We start from the raw sequence: 15,244 nt of genomic DNA, 5'->3' as shown, positions 1-15,244 counted from the left end.
GGCTGGCCTACCGCTGCAGCCCGCTGCGCGGGTCGAGCGCGTCCTGCAGGCCGTCGCCCAGGAAGTTGAAGGCGATCACGGTGATGAAGATCAGCAGGCCCGGCCAGACCGCCAGCATCGGGTTGGAATAGATCAGTTCCTGGGCGTTGGTCAGCATGTTGCCCCAGCTCGCCATCGGCGGCTGGATCCCCAGACCCAGGAAGGACAGTACGCTTTCCAGCAGGATGATGTTGCCGATCGACAGGGTGGTCGAGACGATGATCGGCGAGGCGACGTTGGGCAGCAGGTGCACCCACATCACCCGCGCATTGCTGGCGCCCAGCGCCTGGGCGGCGGTCACGAACTCGCGGCTCTTCAGCGACAGTGTCGCCCCGCGCACCAGCCGCGCGACGGTCGTCCAGCCGACCAGAGAGACCAGCAGGATCATGCGGTAGAGGCTGGCGCTTTCGGAGGTCATCAGCCCTTCGGGCAGGCCCAGCTTGGTGAAGTCGACCGCCGCCAGCACGATCAAGAGCGGCAGCAGCGGCAGGGAGATCACGCCGTCGGTGAAGCGCATCAGCGCGGCGTCGAACCGGCCGCCGTAGTAGCCGGCGGCGATCCCGACCACCGTGCCGATCACCGCCGAGATCGCGGCCGCGGCCAGCCCGACCGTCAGCGAGACCCGACCGCCGTAGAGCAGCCGGATCAGCAGGTCGCGGCCCAGCTCGTCGGTGCCTAGCGGGTTGCCGAGCGAGGGGGCGGCATTGCGCGCCATCAGGTCGACGCGGGTAGCCGACAGGCCGCTCCATGCCTCGACCAGCGGCGCGGCGAAGGACAGCAGCGCGAGCAGCAGCAGCACCAGCAGGCTGCCAAGTGCCAGGCGATGCCCCTTGAAGCGACGCCACAACAGCTGTGTGGGCGTGGCCGAGGCTTCCAGCGCCCGGGCCGCCCCGGCGCGCAGCTCGCCAGGCGGCGTTATGGCCGGGTCGCGCTCAGTCATAGCTGATCCTCGGGTCCAGCCAGGCGTAGGCCAGGTCGGCTGCCAGGTTGGCGAGCAGGGTGAGTGCGGTGGCGAACAGCAGGCCCATCAGCGCCAGATTGTAGTCGTTGCCAAGCACGGCGTCGTAGACCGTCTTGCCCATGCCGAGCCAGCCGAAGATCGTCTCGGTGATCAGCGCGCCCGAGACCAGCATGCCCATGTCGAGTGCCAGAATCGTCACCACCGGGATCATCGCGTTGCGCAGGGCGTGGGAGATCAGCACGCGCCGGCGGCTCAGTCCCTTCGCCCGGGCGGTGCGGATGTAGTCCTGCCGCAACGCTTCCATCATCGCGGCGCGGACGTAGCGGATGATCCCGCCCACGCGCGCCAGCGTCAGCGCGATCACCGGCAGCGCCAGGTGGTGCAACTGGTCCAGCAGGCCGCCTTCCCCGGGGTCGGTCATGCCGCCGGCGGGAAACCACTCCAGCGTGACCGCGAACAGGATGATGAGCAGGATCGCGAGCCAGAAGGGCGGCACCGAGATGCCGGCGAAGGCGCCCAGGTTGACCGCGTTGTCGAGCAGGCTGCGCGGGCGTGTCGCCGCGGCGATCCCGGCCGGCAGGGCGATCACGAGCGACAGCAGGAAGGCGCAGCCGATCAGGACGATCGTATTGCCCAGCCGTGGCCACAGGACATCCAGTACCGGCTGCGCGAACAGGCGGGAATAGCCGAAATCGCCTTGCAGCGCGGCGGTCAGCCAGTTCCAGTAGCGCGTGGTCAACGGCTGGTCGAGGCCGTACAGCGCCTTCAGCCGCTGCTGGTCCGCCGCCGTCAGGTCCGGATCGGCCTGCACCATCAGGTCGATCGGATCGCCCGGCATCAGACCGATCATCGCGTAGATGATGAACGACATGACGAACAGCACGAGCGCGGTCTGCACCAGCCGCTGGACGATGTAGCTCAGCATGGCTAGCCGCCCCCGTCGCTTTGATCTGTAGCGTCCGGATCGCGCACGCCCCAGTCCTCGACCCACAGGGTGGTGGTGTACTGATGCCCGGTCGGTTCCACGCCGGTCAGCCAGCGCGGCAGGACGAAGGCCTGTGCCCGCCAGTAGAGCGGCAGGGTGGGCAGGTCGCGGGCGTAGATCTTGAGCAGTTGGTGCCAAAGGTCCACGCGCTTTTCATCGTCCAGCTCGCGTTCCATTCGGTCGATCAGCGCGTCGACCCGCGGGTTGGCATAGCCCTTGTAGTTCTGGCCGCCGACCTCGCCCTTTTCGGGGATCTGCTCGGAGTGCAGGGTCGAGCGCGGCACGCTCTCCGGCGCGGACAGCCAGGCGAACATCGCCATGTGATCCCAATCGCGCCCCGAGACGGTCTGGCCGAAGAACACCCGCGGCGGCTCGTTGACGATCTGCAGGTCGACGCCGATCCGGTCCCAGTCGCTCTGCAGCACCTGCTGCACCAGCTCGCGGGTGCGGTTGCCGGCGGTGGTCATGATGGTCAGGCGCAACGGCTTGCCGTTCGCGTCGGTTCGGGTCTGGCCCGGTTCGTCGTTGGTCCAGCCCGCCGCGTCGAGCAGCGCCCGCGCCCGCTCGGGATCGTAGGGGTAGCGCTGGACGTCGTCGGTGAAGCCGGGGTCGCGCGGGTTGACGTTGTGCAGGGCCACCGGCTGTTTGCCGTCGAACAGCTGTTCGGAGATCGCCTGCCGGTTGGCCCCATAGGCGAGTGCGCGACGCACCCGCCGGTCGCCGACGATCGGGTTCTCCAGATTGAACTCGATGTGCTCGTAGACCAGACCCGCCTGGTACTTGTACTGGAGGCGTTCGGGATGGCGCGTCTCCAGCGCCAGCACCTGGTCGATCGACATGCCGGTTTCGCCCGCGATCATGTCGACCGTGCCGGACAGAAGGTTGGCTTCCATCGCCGCGGTGTTCTGGATCGCGCGCACGATGATCCGGTCGAATTCCGGTTTCTTGCCGGGCCAGTGCGGGTTGCGTTCATAGACCGCGCGCACGCCGCGCTGGACCGAGACCATCCTGTACGGTCCCAGGTAGAGCCCGGGATCGGTCGGGTCGCGGTCGAAGGCGTTCTGGTTGCGGTACTGTGCCGGGTCCTGCGCGAACGCCGCGCGGTCGATGTGGCGGGGCAGGGGCGTTGGGACGGTGGCGTTGTAGTCGTAAGTGACCCGGTCGATGTGCACGACGAAGGTGCGGTCATTGACGATCTCGATATCGCGGATACGCGCGTAGATCTGCTGCGAGACGACGCCGGTCTTGGGGTGCTTGCCGACCTGCCAGGCGTACCGGATGTCGGCGCTGGTCACCGGCTCGCCGTCGGCCCAGCTCAAACCTTCTTTCAGCGTGTAGGTGACCGCGATCCCGGTGTCGCCGTTCGGCAGCTCCTCGCGTTCGGCCAGACCGTTTTCCAGCGTGGGCAGTTCGGTGCACAGCATGCACTGAAGCTCCCAATCCGGGCCGTAGGCAACGACCGGCCGGCGGGCCAGACCGTGCAGGTAGCTTTTCGCCAGCATGGCATCGAGCATCGGATGCCAGGTCGAGGGGAACTGCGAGATCGCGATCGTGAGCGTACGCTGGTCAGGACCGCCAGCCTGCTGGTTGGCATCGCCCGTGCCGGTGTCGCAGGCGGCGAGCGTGAGCAGCCCGATTAGGGCGAGATAACGCAGGGTGAGCGAGACCAGGCGGCGTATGACGGGGCCCTCGCGAGCTTCGGAGTGGTAAGCACGTGGGACAGCCTAACGCAGGTGGCCGGGCACGTCAGGCGTTTGGTAGCGCCTTACCCCTTACGTTACATCCGCGCTGGTCTTGCCGCCGTGGGCAGCGGACCAGTCGTTGGGGGCGTGCAGGAACTGCTCGACGACGGCGATCCCGGCCGCATCCAGGTAGGCATCTTCTTCCGCGACCGCGAGCGCGTCCCACCAAGTGGCGAGCGCGTGTAGCTGCACCCCGCGTTTGTCGAGCTGCGCGATGCCTTCGGGGAAGATACCGTAGTGGAAGACCACGAAGGCGTGACGCACCTCAGCCCCGGCGGTTTCCAGCGCGTCGACGAAGTTCAGCTTGGACCCCCCATCGGTCGCCAGATCCTCCATCAGCAGCACGCGCGCGCCCTCGGCCAGGTCGCCCTCGATCTGGGCGTTGCGGCCGAATCCCTTCGGCTTCTTGCGGACGTAGACCATCGGCAGGCCCAGCCGCTCGGCCAGCCAGGCGGAAAACGGGATACCGGCGGTCTCGCCACCCGCGACGGCGTCGAATGCTTCGTAGCCCGCTGCGTCCGACACCTGCTGGACGGCCATCTCCATCAGCTTCGCCCGTGCGCGCGGATAGGAGATGATCTTGCGGCAATCGACGTAGACCGGCGACTTGCGGCCGCTGGTGAAGGTGAACGGGTCGTCCGGGCGGAACAGCACCGCGCCGATCTCCATCAGGATGCGCGCGGTGGTGCGGGCGGTGTCGGTCGGCTGGTGCGGCATCTGGGAACGATCTCCTGGCTCACGCGGTCGTCAGGGCGTGATAGCCCGGCGGACCGGCCGGGAGCAACGGGCCGGGTGCAAGGGACCAAGCGCGCGTCTGCGTGGCTTGACCCGGGCGGCTGCTGTGCGATGGTTTGCGCCGCCGCCTGGCAAAAGCGTTAACCGACAAGTGAGAGACACGAGAGCCGATGAGCGAGCCCACGCCGCGCGTTTGCGACACGCTGGCCGAGGTGCGCACGCGCAACCCGCTTGTGCATTCGATCACCAACCTCGTCGCCATGGACCTGAGCGCGAACGTCCTGCTCGCCGTCGGCGCTTCGCCGGTGATGGCGCACGCGCGCGAGGAGATCGACGAAGTCGTGGCGGCGGCGAACGCGCTGGTGATCAACATCGGGACGCTGGACGCCGGTTGGGTGGACTCGATGGAGCAGGCCGCTGCTAAGGCGAGCGAGCTCGGCACGCCCTGGGTGCTCGACCCGGTCGGGGTGGGGGCGACGCGCTACCGCAACGAGGTGGCCGCGCGCCTGACCGCGCAGCAGCCGACCGTGATCCGCGGCAACGGGTCGGAAATCGTGGCGCTGGCCAACGCGGCCAGTGCCGGCGCGACGCGGGGCGTGGATTCCTCGATCGATTCGGCCGAGGCGCTGGATGCCGCGCGCGATCTGGCGCAGGCCAGCCAGGCGATCGTCGCGGTGACCGGCTCGGTCGACTACATCACCGATGGCAGCCGGGTGATCGCGGTCGCCAACGGTGTGCCCGAGATGGCGCAGATCACCGCCATGGGCTGCGCGCTGTCGGGCCTGGTGGGCGCATGTATCGGTGTCGGCACGGAGCCGCTACGCGCGAGCGCGCATGCGATCGCGATCTATGGGGTGGCGGGCGAACTGGCCGCGCAGCACGCCCACGGCCCCGGAAGCTTGCGCATGCGCATGCTGGATGCCTTCACCCAGCTGGACAGCGAAACCTTGAACGAGATGGCGAGTATCGACCAATGAGCCGAACGCTGCCCGACTTGAGCCTCTACCTCGTCATGGGGGCGGCTGATACCGGCAAGCGCCCGTTCGAAGAGGTCGTGCTCGCCGCGATCGAGGGTGGGGTGACGGTCGTGCAACTGCGCGAGAAGGATGCCGATACCCGTGTGCTGCTGGAGCATGCGTTGCGGCTGAAGGCGCTGTTGGAGCCGCGCGGCGTGCCTTTGATCGTCAACGACCGGATCGACGTCGCGCTCGCGGCCGGGGCGGCTGGGGTGCATCTCGGGCAGGACGACATGCCTGCCTCGATCGCCCGCCGGTTGGTTGGCGAAGATATGCTGATCGGCCTGTCCGTCTCCGACCGCGTGGAGGCGGATACGGCCAACCCCGATATCGTCGACTATGTCGGCATCGGCAGCGTTTTCCCGACCGGCACCAAGGCGGATGCGGGCGAGGCGATCGGCCCGGATTTCGCGGCCAAGTTGCGCCGTCGGGTCGGTCTGCCCGCCGTGGCGATCGGCGGCATCAACCAAACGAACCTCGGGCAATTGCGCGGGACGGGCATCGAGGGCATCGCGGTTGTCTCCGCCATCTGCGCGGCGGACGATCCCAGGCTGGCAGCGCGAAACCTGCGCGCCGGGTTCCTGGCGTAGCGCGGGGCGCGCGCAGGGACTGATCCGGAGACCGCCGACGCTTACATGGGCCGCTCACATGGCCTGGGCGACCAAGAGTAGCGACAGGGCATCCGGGGTGGGTGCCTGCTCGGTTCGGGATACGAGGCCGGCGTCCGCCAGGGCGGATTCCCAGGCGGCGCGCGAGCGCGCGTACCAGGTCATGGGCACCCAGGATGCTTCGCCAAATTCCGTGAACTCTTCCGTTCGCCAGCCCTCGGCACCGGAGGCGCAGGGCGGCAAGGTCTGGATCACCACCGCCCCGCCCGGGGCGAGCAGCGCACGCGCCGCGCGCAGCGTCGGGCGGATATCGCGGTCGAACAGCGCGTAGTTGAAGACCACGACATCCACTGGATCGGCCAGCCGTTCAGCCAGTACCGGGTCCGCACGCCAGTCTTGGGCGGCCAGGGCATCGTAGGTCAGGAGATGGTAGCAGCCGTTTGGATCGGCTGCCCGGGCTGCGACGATCAGGGCCGGCGCCCCGTCGATGCCGAGGGCCCAGCAGTTGGGCATATGCTGGCGCAGCGCGCGGATCAGCCAGCCTTCGCCGCACCCGGCGTCGAGCAGCCGGCCAGGCGCCAGGCGTGTCAGCGTGGTCAATAGGGTGGCATCCGTGCCGGCAGCGCGGCTGGCGATCCGCTGTTCGCGTACTGCGCGGGTCCAGGCACGGGCGTTGGCGTCCCAGACCTCCGGGCCCGCGTGGGCACTCCCGTCTGGGCGCCCCTCGACGTCGTCCGTCCGGGTCGGATCGGTGTGGCCGCGCGTCATGGCGGGAAGCCCCCGGCCGTGGCAGGATCATCTGAGTAGTGTCGATGGCTTTGTGGGCCATGCCAAGCGTCAACCGCGATTGGCGCAGTCGCACGCGCTATTTCACCGCGTCTGACGTGTATGGGCATATTGGTTGATCGCGCCCTGCGGAGCGTTCTATCGTCTTTACCACTTGAAGACTGATCGTTCGTTTCGCGCCGCTGAGTAGAGACGGCCATCGGAATGGTCCAGCGCGTCGCGGGCAGTGCTGATTAAGTCAGCAGAACTGGGAGGGATGCCATGGCCCACTGGATCGGTCTTGTGCTTGCCGTGATCGCGGTTGCCTTTCTGATCACGGGCTGGCGCCGGCGCCAAGCCGTGCGGGCGGAGCGCGTGGCGCTTGGTTACGCGGCGGACGACGATACGCCGCAACGCCGCGACCCCTATTCCTCGATCGCGATCCTGGGCGATGCGATGCCACCACTTATCGTTGCCGCGCTGGTGTTTGTCGCTCTCAAGGCGGTGTTCTTCTACGTCGTGCTTGGCGGGGAGATCTTCACGATTGTCGATCTGGTCGGTTTCTTGATGCTGCTGGGCGGCTATGGGGCCTGGATGTGGTGGCACAGTCGGTACCGTTTCGCCGAGCCGGAGGCGGCGGTTGCGGCGACGCCGGCTGGAACGGCACCTGCCGAGGGTGATCCGGACCCCGCGCCGGACCGGCGCCACGTCGCCTGACCCATCGGTTTCCCTAGGTATCTCAAGATGACATCGATCTACGGTATCCTGTTCGAACTGCTGTTTTCCGGTGCCGCGCTGGCATTTGGAATCTGGCAGGTGATCTCCGTCCGCCGTGCCCAACGCGAAGACGTCGACCCGCCGGCACAGGACGAGCAGCCGCCGGCATCCTGATCCAAGGATGTCGGGTGGACGACGTGCCGGGGTCTAACGGCGCGCCCATCGCCATTCAGGGAGGCGAATATGCTGACTTCCGCTCGCGTTACGTGCGGCGTTGCCATGGCGAGCATGCTGGCCGCGATCGTTGCCGGAGGTACGCCGGCGGCAGCCTACGAGCCGATCGTGGAGAAGAAGACCTTCACGATGAAGGACTACACCACCGTCAACGGCGCGCCGATTCCCGAGGTGCGTGTCGGGTGGGAGGCTTATGGCAGCCTTAATGAGGCGCGGGACAACGTCATCGTCATCCCGCACTTCTTCTCCGGCACCAGCCACGCTGCCGGACGCTATAGCGAGGAGGGCGCGCGCGGCTACTGGGACAGCATCATCGGGAGCGGCAAGCCGATCGATACCGACAAGTACTATGTGATCTCGGTCGACTCGCTCGTGAACCTGAACGTCGGCAGCGCGCAGGTGGTCACCACCGGGCCCGCCAGCATCAATCCAGAGACAGGCGAGCCCTACGGCATGGACTTCCCGATCGTGGAGATCGGGGACTTCGTGCGCGTCCAAAGGCGCCTGCTCGCCAATCTCGGGATCGAGAAGGTGCATGCGGTCATGGGCGCGTCGATGGGGGCGCTCCAAGCGTACGATTGGGCGGCGCGTTACCCCGACATGGTGGAGCGGGTGATTCCAGTGATCGGCAACGGTTTCGCCGACCCCTTCCTGATCGGCTGGCTCGATATCTGGGCGCAGCCGATCCGGCTCGATCCGAATTGGAACGGTGGCGACTACTACGGCGGCGACCGGCCGAAGGCGGGTCTGGCCGCCGCGCTCAAGACGGTGACCCTGCACGCCCAGAACTGGCCCTGGGCGCAGAAAGCCTTTGGACGTAAGTGGGCGGCCAAGGACGCGGACCCTGCGAAGTCGTTCGACAATCGCTATGCGGTCGAAGCCGCCCTGGACAAGGTGGCCAAGGACCGCGCGTCATCCGCCGACGCCAATCACTTCCTTTATCTGGTCAAAGCAAACCAGCTGTTCATCGCCGGCGATGCCGAGACGCCTGAAGCGGGTCTGAAGGCGATCGACGCCCCGACCCTGATGCTGCAGGCGCAGGGCGATCTGGTGTTCTTCCCCGGTCTTGCGGATCAGACACAGCAGATGATCGAGAGTGACGGCACACCGGTGGCGCGTGCCCAGATCCCGGGCGATCGGGGACACCTGAACGGGGTGCTGAACATCCAGAGCCAGGCAGAGAAGATTCGCGACTTCCTGAACCGCACGGTTGGGGAATAGCGCGCCCCATCGAGGAACCTGGCGTGTTTGCGGCCGCGCCGCCGTCGTTGTGATCGTCGTGGCGCTTGAACGCAAACGGGGCGGCACCGCCCCCATCGGTGCCGCCCCGTTTTTTTTGGTGGTAACGGATCATCGCTCGGAGCCGTGAAGGCCCCGGCGTCCGGGAGAGACGTCTACATCATTTCCTTGGCGTGATCCGGCGCCATGACGGTGATCTCGACCTCGACCTCGCCGGCTTTGGCGAATTCCAGATGCGCGTGGAAGCTGTCGCCGGCGCGCAGCACCCGCTGAACGTTGTTGAACACCAGGTGCACGCCCTGGGGGTGCATCGTGATCGCCTGACCCGGCTTCAGGTTGACGGCCTTGAGATCGCGCATCTCCAATTCGCCGTCTTCGGAAATCGACTGCGCCTGGATCACGGCGTCGTCGGCGAACGGCAATTCCGCCCCAACCAGCTTGTCGGTCGTCTCGCCTTCGTTCCACATGGTCATGTAGACCTCGATGCCGTCGGACATCGACGCGGTGGCGACGGTCCAGCCGTGGCTGACCTTGATGCCGTGCTTGGCGGTCACTTCCCCCTCGTGGTGCGCGCTTGCCGGCGCGAGGGCGGCGAGGGTCAAAGCGGCCGCGATGATGAATTTCTTCAGCATGTCTTTTCCTTTCCGAGGCCCTCCGCCTCGCGTGTGTATTGGCTTGCGTCGACCGGCAGGTCTCCTGGCTTACGGGTCGTTGCCGCCCCTCTGCCTTCCCAAGGTCGTGTCCGGCCCCCAGCTTGCGCTGTTCTAGGACACGTGCCTCAGTGGCGTTCGCGGGAGGCGGCTCGCCGATCACAGTTGCGGGGGCAGCGCCGGCCTTGCACCGGCTTCCCTCGGATCCCCGTTGTCGGGAACCGTCGACGCTAACGAGGCTAGCCAAGCCCGACGTTATGAACAACCACGCAGAGCGGCGCGCGACACCCTTTCCAACCCGTGTTTCGAACGAAAGTCTGATCGGATAGCCGTCGGTAGGCCCATTCGGTTTGGATATTGGGTGTCATTTTGGTCCGGTCTTCGTGATTCTCAGTTCTTTATGATTCATTGGGGTGAATATAAATATTTATTGGATTAGACGTGCGCATATCATAATTATTTTGATGTTCTGTGAGCGTGGTGTGTCAGATATTGCTTTCCCGTGATTCGGGTGAAGATAAATGAATGGATTTTTGGGGGCAGGTTTCAACCTGAAAATATGATTGGAAAAATGCTAGGAATGGTCCTGATAATTGACGACAACCCGCATATACGGGGGCATCTGCGTGCGGCTCTTGAGCTGGAGGGGATGCAGGTGTGTGAGCAGGACCCCTGCGACCGGCCAACCTCAGAAGTGCTTGAGCCCGTCTACACCGTGGTCTTGCTCGATGTCGTGATGCCGGAGAAGGATGGCTTCGAATACCTGCGCGATATACGCCGTATGTGGCCCAATCAACGGCTGATCGTCTATTCCCATGGGTTGGACGAGTATCCGCAGTACGCGGTCAAGCTAGGCGCGGACGCCGGGTTCGACATCAGTCAGCCGGCCAAGTTGCGCCAACTCGTGGAGACCGCCCGCCGCATGGCGTGCGAAGCGCAAAAATCTGAGTGAGCTTGCGTGGGCGGTCTGAACAGGATGTGTCCAGCCAACCGGCTGAGTAGACCTCGATCTACCGCATCAATTGCAGGCGTCGTCCGAATGGCGGTTAAACAATGAGAAATAGATGCGTCTGCACTTTATCATGTCGCGTTTTCGCGTGACACTGGCAAGCGCCGCGCATCAATGCGGTGCCGGGACTGACCGCTAAACGGGGGCGTATCATGATTGCCGACTTCCTGCGCAAGGGGCTTGACTGGGCGCGGGCCTTCTTCTGGGTCTCCGATTCCGACGAGGAACAAGGCCAGGCCGCCCAGGGCACCGCACGCGCGCAAGGCGTAGCCGATCAATCCGCAACGTCGCACGGCAGCAGTGCGGCAAGCCGGTCAAGCGGTCAACGCCGCTCCGCTGCGGAGAAGACCTCCACCAGTAAGCGCGGTGCGACGGGCACGAAGCGTACGACGACCAAGAGTTCCGCTACGAAAAGCGGTGCCGCCAAGAGTGGCAGCGCGAAGACGGCGGCCAAGGGTGGGGCGCAAAATACAGCCAAGAGCGCGGGGTCGAGCACATCGGCAAGCGGCTCGGCATCCCCAAAGGATATTACGGACATCAAGGGGATTGGCCCGGCGATGAAGACCAAGCTGGCCCAACTCGGCATTACCAGTTTCGCCGATCTGGCTGGCGCGGATGCGGATCGCGTGGCCAAGGACCTGGACTCGCGGACGATCACCGCGGAGCGCGTGCGCGGCTGGATCGCGGAAGCCAAGAAGCACAGCTGATCGCCGCTTTCGACAGCCGATTGGTCAAAATATAACGACCCGGCACCCAGACTGGATGCCGGGTCGTTGTGCAACCGCGCGTGATCGCACCGACCTTGGAGCAAGAGCCCCAGGCAAGATGATCCAAGCTTGCCCGGTCTTGCTCTAGCCGATCCGTTCGATCGTCTTGGCTTCCAGGCCCTTGGCGCCCGGTCCCGGGGTGTAGCGGACACGGTCGCCCTCGCTGAGGCGGTCGATCCCGGCGGCTTGAACCGTGTCCTTACCGACGAAGATGTCGTCGCCGCCATCATCCGGGATGATGAACCCGAATCCCTTTTCGGGCTTGAAGAACTTCACCCGGCCCGCGGCCTTGTTGGGATCGACGCCCGGTTCGCGGCGTGGCGGTTCCAGCGGTTCGGGCGCGCGCGGAGGTTGCTGCGCCTGCGCTGCCGGTGCAGCCGAGGACTGGCTCGGGCGTGTTGGCGGCGCCTGGCGCGGGCGTTGCGCGGCCGGAGAATTCTGCTTGGCCGCGTCGATCTCGATGGCCGCCAGCGCGCGACGCACCTCGTGCACGGCCGAGGAAAGCGATTCGGACGCGGCTTTCTCATCGACCATTTGGGCACATCGCTCGGTCGCTTCCCGCAGACGGTCCGCGAGCGGATTCCCACTGCGCCGGCCGGCTTCGACGGCCACGTCTTTGCCGCCCGCTGGTCCGGCATTGGGGCTGCTCCGGCCATCGCCATCGGATGTTGCCGCAGAAACGCTGGTAGCTGGGGCGGTGGGCACGCTTGGTGCGGTCGAAGCGCCCGGCGTGCTGCTAGGCGACACGCTGTCCGTCGTGGCACGAGACCGCGTGGTCAGGGTGCGCCGCGGCGTTGCGGCATCGTTGGCGGGCGCACTCACCGATGCAGTACTCGCAGGGCCGCTCTCGGGTGCATCGCCAGCAGCAGGGGCCGCCTGATGGCTCGTTGGCGCTGGCGATTGCGCCGGCTGTGCAGCTGGAGACTGGGCGACGGAGGCAGGCTCGCTCGGGCCCTCAGCCTCTTTCGCGCTTTCACCATCCAGATCGGCAACCGGCTGGCCCTCAGCTTCGGCCCGGGCGCGTTTCAGGATTTGGCTGACGGTGCCCTGGCTCACACCGTAGTCCTGCGCGATCTGAGCCTGCGTGGCACCCGCCTGCCGGCGGGCCAACAGCTTCGGCCATTCGCTGCGATCGATTTTACGTTTACGGGGCCCAGCCGCGCCATCGCCGCTGGCCGGCTGCGCGTTCGACGACAGACCATTACTCGACATTTAGCACATCACCCGCTTAAAGCGCGGAGCCTTCCAAACAAACTGTGAGGTGGATTGATGAGCCTTCGGAACCGGCTTACCTCTTCCCCCTTAATTATCGCATTCAGTGGCCATTTCAATGGGTATTTCCGTCCCACGGGCAGGCGAGGGCGGAAATTTATTATTCGAATCGCCGCATCCCGGACGAACCTACGAGCGGGTGGTTGATCGTCGATGCTTCTGGGCAAGCGAGACGTGCTCACAAAGCCTTCCTGCTGGTTTTAATCCGTCGATATCCGGTTTTGAAGGGACGAATCGGGGGGCAACGGAATCGCGTTTTCGTCTTCCTATTGGGTGCGCTCGTGGCTCACCCGATAAGCCGGCGCGATGAACTGGTTGAGGATTGCGCCTTAACAACCGGTTCAACGGAGCTATTCGACGCGCCTGACGAGATGTCCGTGATCAGCGGCAGGGGCTACCGTAAGCAGGCGGTTTTCGTCCGTCGAGGGTTGCCGGGAAATACGATCCCGGTGCGGTGCTTCATTACGATGAGAATGATGAATCTTAAAATCCTCAAAGCAGTGTGAACTGTCTGGTCCATACACGCGAGGGTGGTGGGGTTGCGCGCTCTGTTGGGGCGAAATGGCTTGCTTAGCGGATGAAACACCGATGCCGTGTCGTGCCCACGGTAATTATCCGAGTAAATTAGTTTGATTTTGTATTTTCAGTCATAACTTATAAGATTAACATACCCATAAAGCATCACAAAGTTGTGTTAACTAAATGTTAACTAAATAATAAAAATTAACATAATATTAAAGCACACAAAAAATAAGGTTACTAGATTGTAAACGAATTTTCTTTGGGGCTTTCTCTTTGTGCGCGACGACCCGGGAGGCGAATTCGGGGCGAGTCGGAGCGTTCGTTAGTATTGATGAAAGCCGCGATAGGACCGTGGTGCACAAAGGGGTGTAGTGATGCAGACTTACGAGCAACTTAAGGGTGGTGAAGGCGACCTGGTCCATTACCGTCCAGAACGGTTCGCTGCGAAGGACCTATTCCAACAGGGCGTGCCTGATATCACCCTCGGCGGGCAGCCGCTCGTGCTGCAGGATGTGTCGATCGGCGGGATCGGTGCGGTCGATCATTGTCGGCGTGACGATAGTCGCGATTGGTCGCGGCGGATCGGCGAGCGGGTGCCGGTTCGGTTGTCGGTGCGGGGCGAGGTGATCCACGCGTCGATGGCGGAGATTCGTCACTGCACGGTTAGTGCCGGGCGCGCGACCATCGGCATGCGGCTGGTCGACCGGCACCTGGATATGACCGGTCTGGTCGAGAAGTATTGGGAAAGCGTTCTGCGTGGTGACTTGGCGTTTCACTCCGCCCCAGACATGCATTTGGTGGCGCCGGAATACCGGCGATTGGTCTCCGATACGGTTGCCTTGCTGCGCCATACCCGCCGGACACTGGCGCGCATGGAAGAGAAGATCGATACCAGCGGCCCGAACCATCAGCAGATCACACAGCGGATGCTGGAGTTTTGCGAGGAACAGGTTGTGCCACGCTGGCGCGAGCTGTGGCTCGAGGCGAATGCCATGCTGTGGCCGCTGATGGACGATCCCGCCCGGCTACGCGCGACCAAGAAATTCACCGAGGAGGTGTTGACCCCAGAGCTGGTGGGCGGACCCATCTGGCACCGCGGGTACGACAAGCCTTTCGGCTATCCGGGCGATTTCCTGCTGATGCAGCAGATCTACGACAACAAGTGGGAAGGCACCGGCGCGTACAACCAGATCTGTCACCGCTTGGGCGTGTTCATTGGTGAGTTCGTCGCCAACCGCATGTTGATGATGAAGGACGAGATCGCCGACTGTGTGTTCGATAAGAACGGCGAGGACACCACGCACATCACCTCGCTTGGCTCCGGCCCGGCGCAGGAGGTGCAGTCTTATCTCGACGCGCTCAGCCTGCCGGGATCGACCCGCTTCACCCTGATCGATCAAGACCGCCGTGCGCTCGACCTGGCGCATACGGAAAGCCGGCGGCGGGTTCTGCAACACGGCGGCCGGGCCCGTGTCGATTGCTTGTGGACCTCGTTCATGCAGTTGCTGCGCCCCGGCGCGTTCCTGGAGCAGATGCCGGCTCAGGACCTGATCTACTCGGTGGGGCTGATCGACTACTTGACCGACCGGCGTACCAGCCAGTTGATCGAGCGGCTGTATAAGCACCTGACCCCAGGCGGACGGCTTGTCCTGGGCAACGTCAAGCGGAGTGCCGAGGCCAGCCTGTGGCCGCTCGAGTTTATCGCCGACTGGAGCTTGATCTACCGTAGCGAGGAAGACATGGCGCGCTTGGCCGCCACCGTGCCGGACGCCAAGCGCGAGGTGTTCTCCGACGAAACCAACTGCGTGGTGGTGATGCGCTTGACCAAACCGGCTGCGTGACGGTCTCACCCCGCCGACACATGGGCGGCGTTGGCGAGGGGTCGCGGGCAGGAACCGCGGCCCCTTTTCCGTGACCGGGGAAGACGACTTTATCTCTTTCTCCAGTTTGGGCCGCAGCTAAACGGGCGAAACGTCGCTGGCG

At 64.8% G+C, this 15,244-nt stretch carries 15 protein-coding genes and 1 riboswitch; of the genes, 8 read left to right on the top strand and 7 right to left on the bottom strand.

Annotated features, from left to right (window positions below; all coding sequences use genetic code 11):
* Positions 1–7 precede the first annotated feature (7 nt).
* The 4 genes from RHOSA_RS0115190 to RHOSA_RS0115175 all read right to left on the bottom strand — a co-directional run bounded on the left by RHOSA_RS0115190 (position 8) and on the right by RHOSA_RS0115175 (position 4,444).
* Entirely contained in the window at positions 8–979 is a 972-nt protein-coding gene (locus RHOSA_RS0115190; RefSeq protein ID WP_081728757.1) for an ABC transporter permease, read from the bottom strand.
* Positions 972–1,925, bottom strand: coding sequence for an ABC transporter permease (locus RHOSA_RS0115185; protein WP_027289343.1), 954 nt, complete (start codon positions 1,923–1,925; stop codon positions 972–974). Before RHOSA_RS0115185 ends, RHOSA_RS0115190 begins: the two co-directional genes overlap by 8 nt.
* Positions 1,926–1,927: 2 nt before the next feature.
* A complete protein-coding gene (locus tag RHOSA_RS22870) occupies positions 1,928–3,499 on the bottom strand; it encodes a peptide ABC transporter substrate-binding protein (protein WP_215905010.1) in 1,572 nt (523 codons plus the stop codon).
* A 258-nt stretch (positions 3,500–3,757) separates the two neighbouring features.
* Positions 3,758–4,444: an orotate phosphoribosyltransferase gene (locus RHOSA_RS0115175; protein WP_027289342.1), complete on the bottom strand. Its 687-nt coding sequence runs from the start codon at positions 4,442–4,444 to the stop codon at positions 3,758–3,760.
* Positions 4,445–4,632: 188 nt separating this feature from the next.
* Here RHOSA_RS0115175 and thiM point away from each other — a divergent pair, with 188 nt between their 5' ends.
* Both thiM and thiE read left to right on the top strand, forming a co-directional pair.
* Positions 4,633–5,439, top strand: coding sequence for a hydroxyethylthiazole kinase (thiM, locus tag RHOSA_RS0115170; RefSeq protein ID WP_037256462.1), 807 nt, complete (start codon positions 4,633–4,635; stop codon positions 5,437–5,439).
* Entirely contained in the window at positions 5,436–6,068 is a 633-nt protein-coding gene (thiE, locus tag RHOSA_RS0115165; RefSeq protein ID WP_027289340.1) for a thiamine phosphate synthase, read from the top strand. Before thiM ends, thiE begins: the two co-directional genes overlap by 4 nt.
* 54 nt (positions 6,069–6,122) lie before the next feature.
* On the opposite strand, the gene RHOSA_RS0115160 is transcribed toward thiE, so the two are convergent.
* On the bottom strand, positions 6,123–6,854 hold the full coding sequence (locus RHOSA_RS0115160; RefSeq protein WP_027289339.1) for a class I SAM-dependent methyltransferase: 732 nt from the start codon (positions 6,852–6,854) through the stop codon (positions 6,123–6,125).
* 279 nt (positions 6,855–7,133) lie between these two features.
* Between RHOSA_RS0115160 and RHOSA_RS0115155 the strand changes: the two genes are divergently transcribed.
* From RHOSA_RS0115155 to RHOSA_RS0115145, 3 genes are all read left to right on the top strand, one after another.
* Positions 7,134–7,568: a hypothetical protein gene (locus RHOSA_RS0115155; RefSeq protein WP_027289338.1), complete on the top strand. Its 435-nt coding sequence runs from the start codon at positions 7,134–7,136 to the stop codon at positions 7,566–7,568.
* Between the two features lie 27 nt (positions 7,569–7,595).
* Positions 7,596–7,742, top strand: a complete 147-nt coding sequence (locus RHOSA_RS25215; RefSeq protein WP_156092756.1) for a hypothetical protein — start codon at positions 7,596–7,598, stop codon at positions 7,740–7,742.
* A 69-nt stretch (positions 7,743–7,811) separates the two neighbouring features.
* Entirely contained in the window at positions 7,812–9,023 is a 1,212-nt protein-coding gene (locus RHOSA_RS0115145; RefSeq protein ID WP_027289337.1) for an E22 family MetX-like putative esterase, read from the top strand.
* Between the two features lie 173 nt (positions 9,024–9,196).
* On the opposite strand, the gene RHOSA_RS0115140 is transcribed toward RHOSA_RS0115145, so the two are convergent.
* Positions 9,197–9,673: a copper chaperone PCu(A)C gene (locus RHOSA_RS0115140; RefSeq protein WP_027289336.1), complete on the bottom strand. Its 477-nt coding sequence runs from the start codon at positions 9,671–9,673 to the stop codon at positions 9,197–9,199.
* A 36-nt stretch (positions 9,674–9,709) separates the two neighbouring features.
* A riboswitch (cobalamin riboswitch) is annotated at positions 9,710–9,932 on the bottom strand.
* A 339-nt stretch (positions 9,933–10,271) separates the two neighbouring features.
* Here RHOSA_RS0115140 and RHOSA_RS0115135 point away from each other — a divergent pair.
* Together RHOSA_RS0115135 and RHOSA_RS24410 are read left to right on the top strand one after the other, a co-directional pair.
* A complete protein-coding gene (locus tag RHOSA_RS0115135; RefSeq protein ID WP_169816641.1) occupies positions 10,272–10,643 on the top strand; it encodes a response regulator in 372 nt (123 codons plus the stop codon).
* Between the two features lie 209 nt (positions 10,644–10,852).
* Positions 10,853–11,407 carry a helix-hairpin-helix domain-containing protein gene (locus tag RHOSA_RS24410; protein ID WP_027289334.1) on the top strand — a complete coding sequence of 185 codons (555 nt, stop codon included), beginning with the start codon at positions 10,853–10,855 and terminating at the stop codon, positions 11,405–11,407.
* A 144-nt stretch (positions 11,408–11,551) separates the two neighbouring features.
* On the opposite strand, the gene RHOSA_RS24840 is transcribed toward RHOSA_RS24410, so the two are convergent.
* Positions 11,552–12,679: a cold shock domain-containing protein gene (locus RHOSA_RS24840; RefSeq protein WP_081728756.1), complete on the bottom strand. Its 1,128-nt coding sequence runs from the start codon at positions 12,677–12,679 to the stop codon at positions 11,552–11,554.
* A gap of 956 nt (positions 12,680–13,635) precedes the next feature.
* Between RHOSA_RS24840 and RHOSA_RS0115115 the strand changes: the two genes are divergently transcribed.
* Positions 13,636–15,102, top strand: a complete 1,467-nt coding sequence (locus RHOSA_RS0115115) for a class I SAM-dependent methyltransferase (RefSeq protein WP_027289332.1) — start codon at positions 13,636–13,638, stop codon at positions 15,100–15,102.
* The last annotated feature ends 142 nt before the right edge of the window (positions 15,103–15,244 follow it).

This window comes from Rhodovibrio salinarum DSM 9154, assembly GCF_000515255.1.
Lineage (GTDB): Bacteria > Pseudomonadota > Alphaproteobacteria > Kiloniellales > Rhodovibrionaceae > Rhodovibrio > Rhodovibrio salinarum.
The sequence above is the reverse complement of the archived record's forward strand: the minus strand, read 5'-3'. Positions and strand labels throughout refer to the sequence as shown.

Excerpts from the sequence above, each read along its gene's own strand:
- RHOSA_RS0115155 (WP_027289338.1), top strand. The coding sequence starts at position 7,134 with ATGGCCCACTGGATCGGTCTTGTGCTTGCCGTGATCGCGGTTGCCTTT.
- RHOSA_RS24410 (WP_027289334.1), top strand. The coding sequence starts at position 10,853 with ATGATTGCCGACTTCCTGCGCAAGGGGCTTGACTGGGCGCGGGCCTTC.
- RHOSA_RS0115160 (WP_027289339.1), bottom strand. The coding sequence starts at position 6,854 with ATGACGCGCGGCCACACCGATCCGACCCGGACGGACGACGTCGAGGGG.
- thiE (WP_027289340.1), top strand. The coding sequence starts at position 5,436 with ATGAGCCGAACGCTGCCCGACTTGAGCCTCTACCTCGTCATGGGGGCG.
- RHOSA_RS24840 (WP_081728756.1), bottom strand. The coding sequence starts at position 12,679 with ATGTCGAGTAATGGTCTGTCGTCGAACGCGCAGCCGGCCAGCGGCGAT.
- RHOSA_RS0115190 (WP_081728757.1), bottom strand. The coding sequence starts at position 979 with ATGACTGAGCGCGACCCGGCCATAACGCCGCCTGGCGAGCTGCGCGCC.
- RHOSA_RS25215 (WP_156092756.1), top strand. The coding sequence starts at position 7,596 with ATGACATCGATCTACGGTATCCTGTTCGAACTGCTGTTTTCCGGTGCC.
- thiM (WP_037256462.1), top strand. The coding sequence starts at position 4,633 with ATGAGCGAGCCCACGCCGCGCGTTTGCGACACGCTGGCCGAGGTGCGC.
- RHOSA_RS22870 (WP_215905010.1), bottom strand. The coding sequence starts at position 3,499 with ATGCTCGATGCCATGCTGGCGAAAAGCTACCTGCACGGTCTGGCCCGC.
- RHOSA_RS0115140 (WP_027289336.1), bottom strand. The coding sequence starts at position 9,673 with ATGCTGAAGAAATTCATCATCGCGGCCGCTTTGACCCTCGCCGCCCTC.
- RHOSA_RS0115185 (WP_027289343.1), bottom strand. The coding sequence starts at position 1,925 with ATGCTGAGCTACATCGTCCAGCGGCTGGTGCAGACCGCGCTCGTGCTG.
- RHOSA_RS0115145 (WP_027289337.1), top strand. The coding sequence starts at position 7,812 with ATGCTGACTTCCGCTCGCGTTACGTGCGGCGTTGCCATGGCGAGCATG.
- RHOSA_RS0115115 (WP_027289332.1), top strand. The coding sequence starts at position 13,636 with ATGCAGACTTACGAGCAACTTAAGGGTGGTGAAGGCGACCTGGTCCAT.
- RHOSA_RS0115135 (WP_169816641.1), top strand. The coding sequence starts at position 10,272 with ATGGTCCTGATAATTGACGACAACCCGCATATACGGGGGCATCTGCGT.
- RHOSA_RS0115175 (WP_027289342.1), bottom strand. The coding sequence starts at position 4,444 with ATGCCGCACCAGCCGACCGACACCGCCCGCACCACCGCGCGCATCCTG.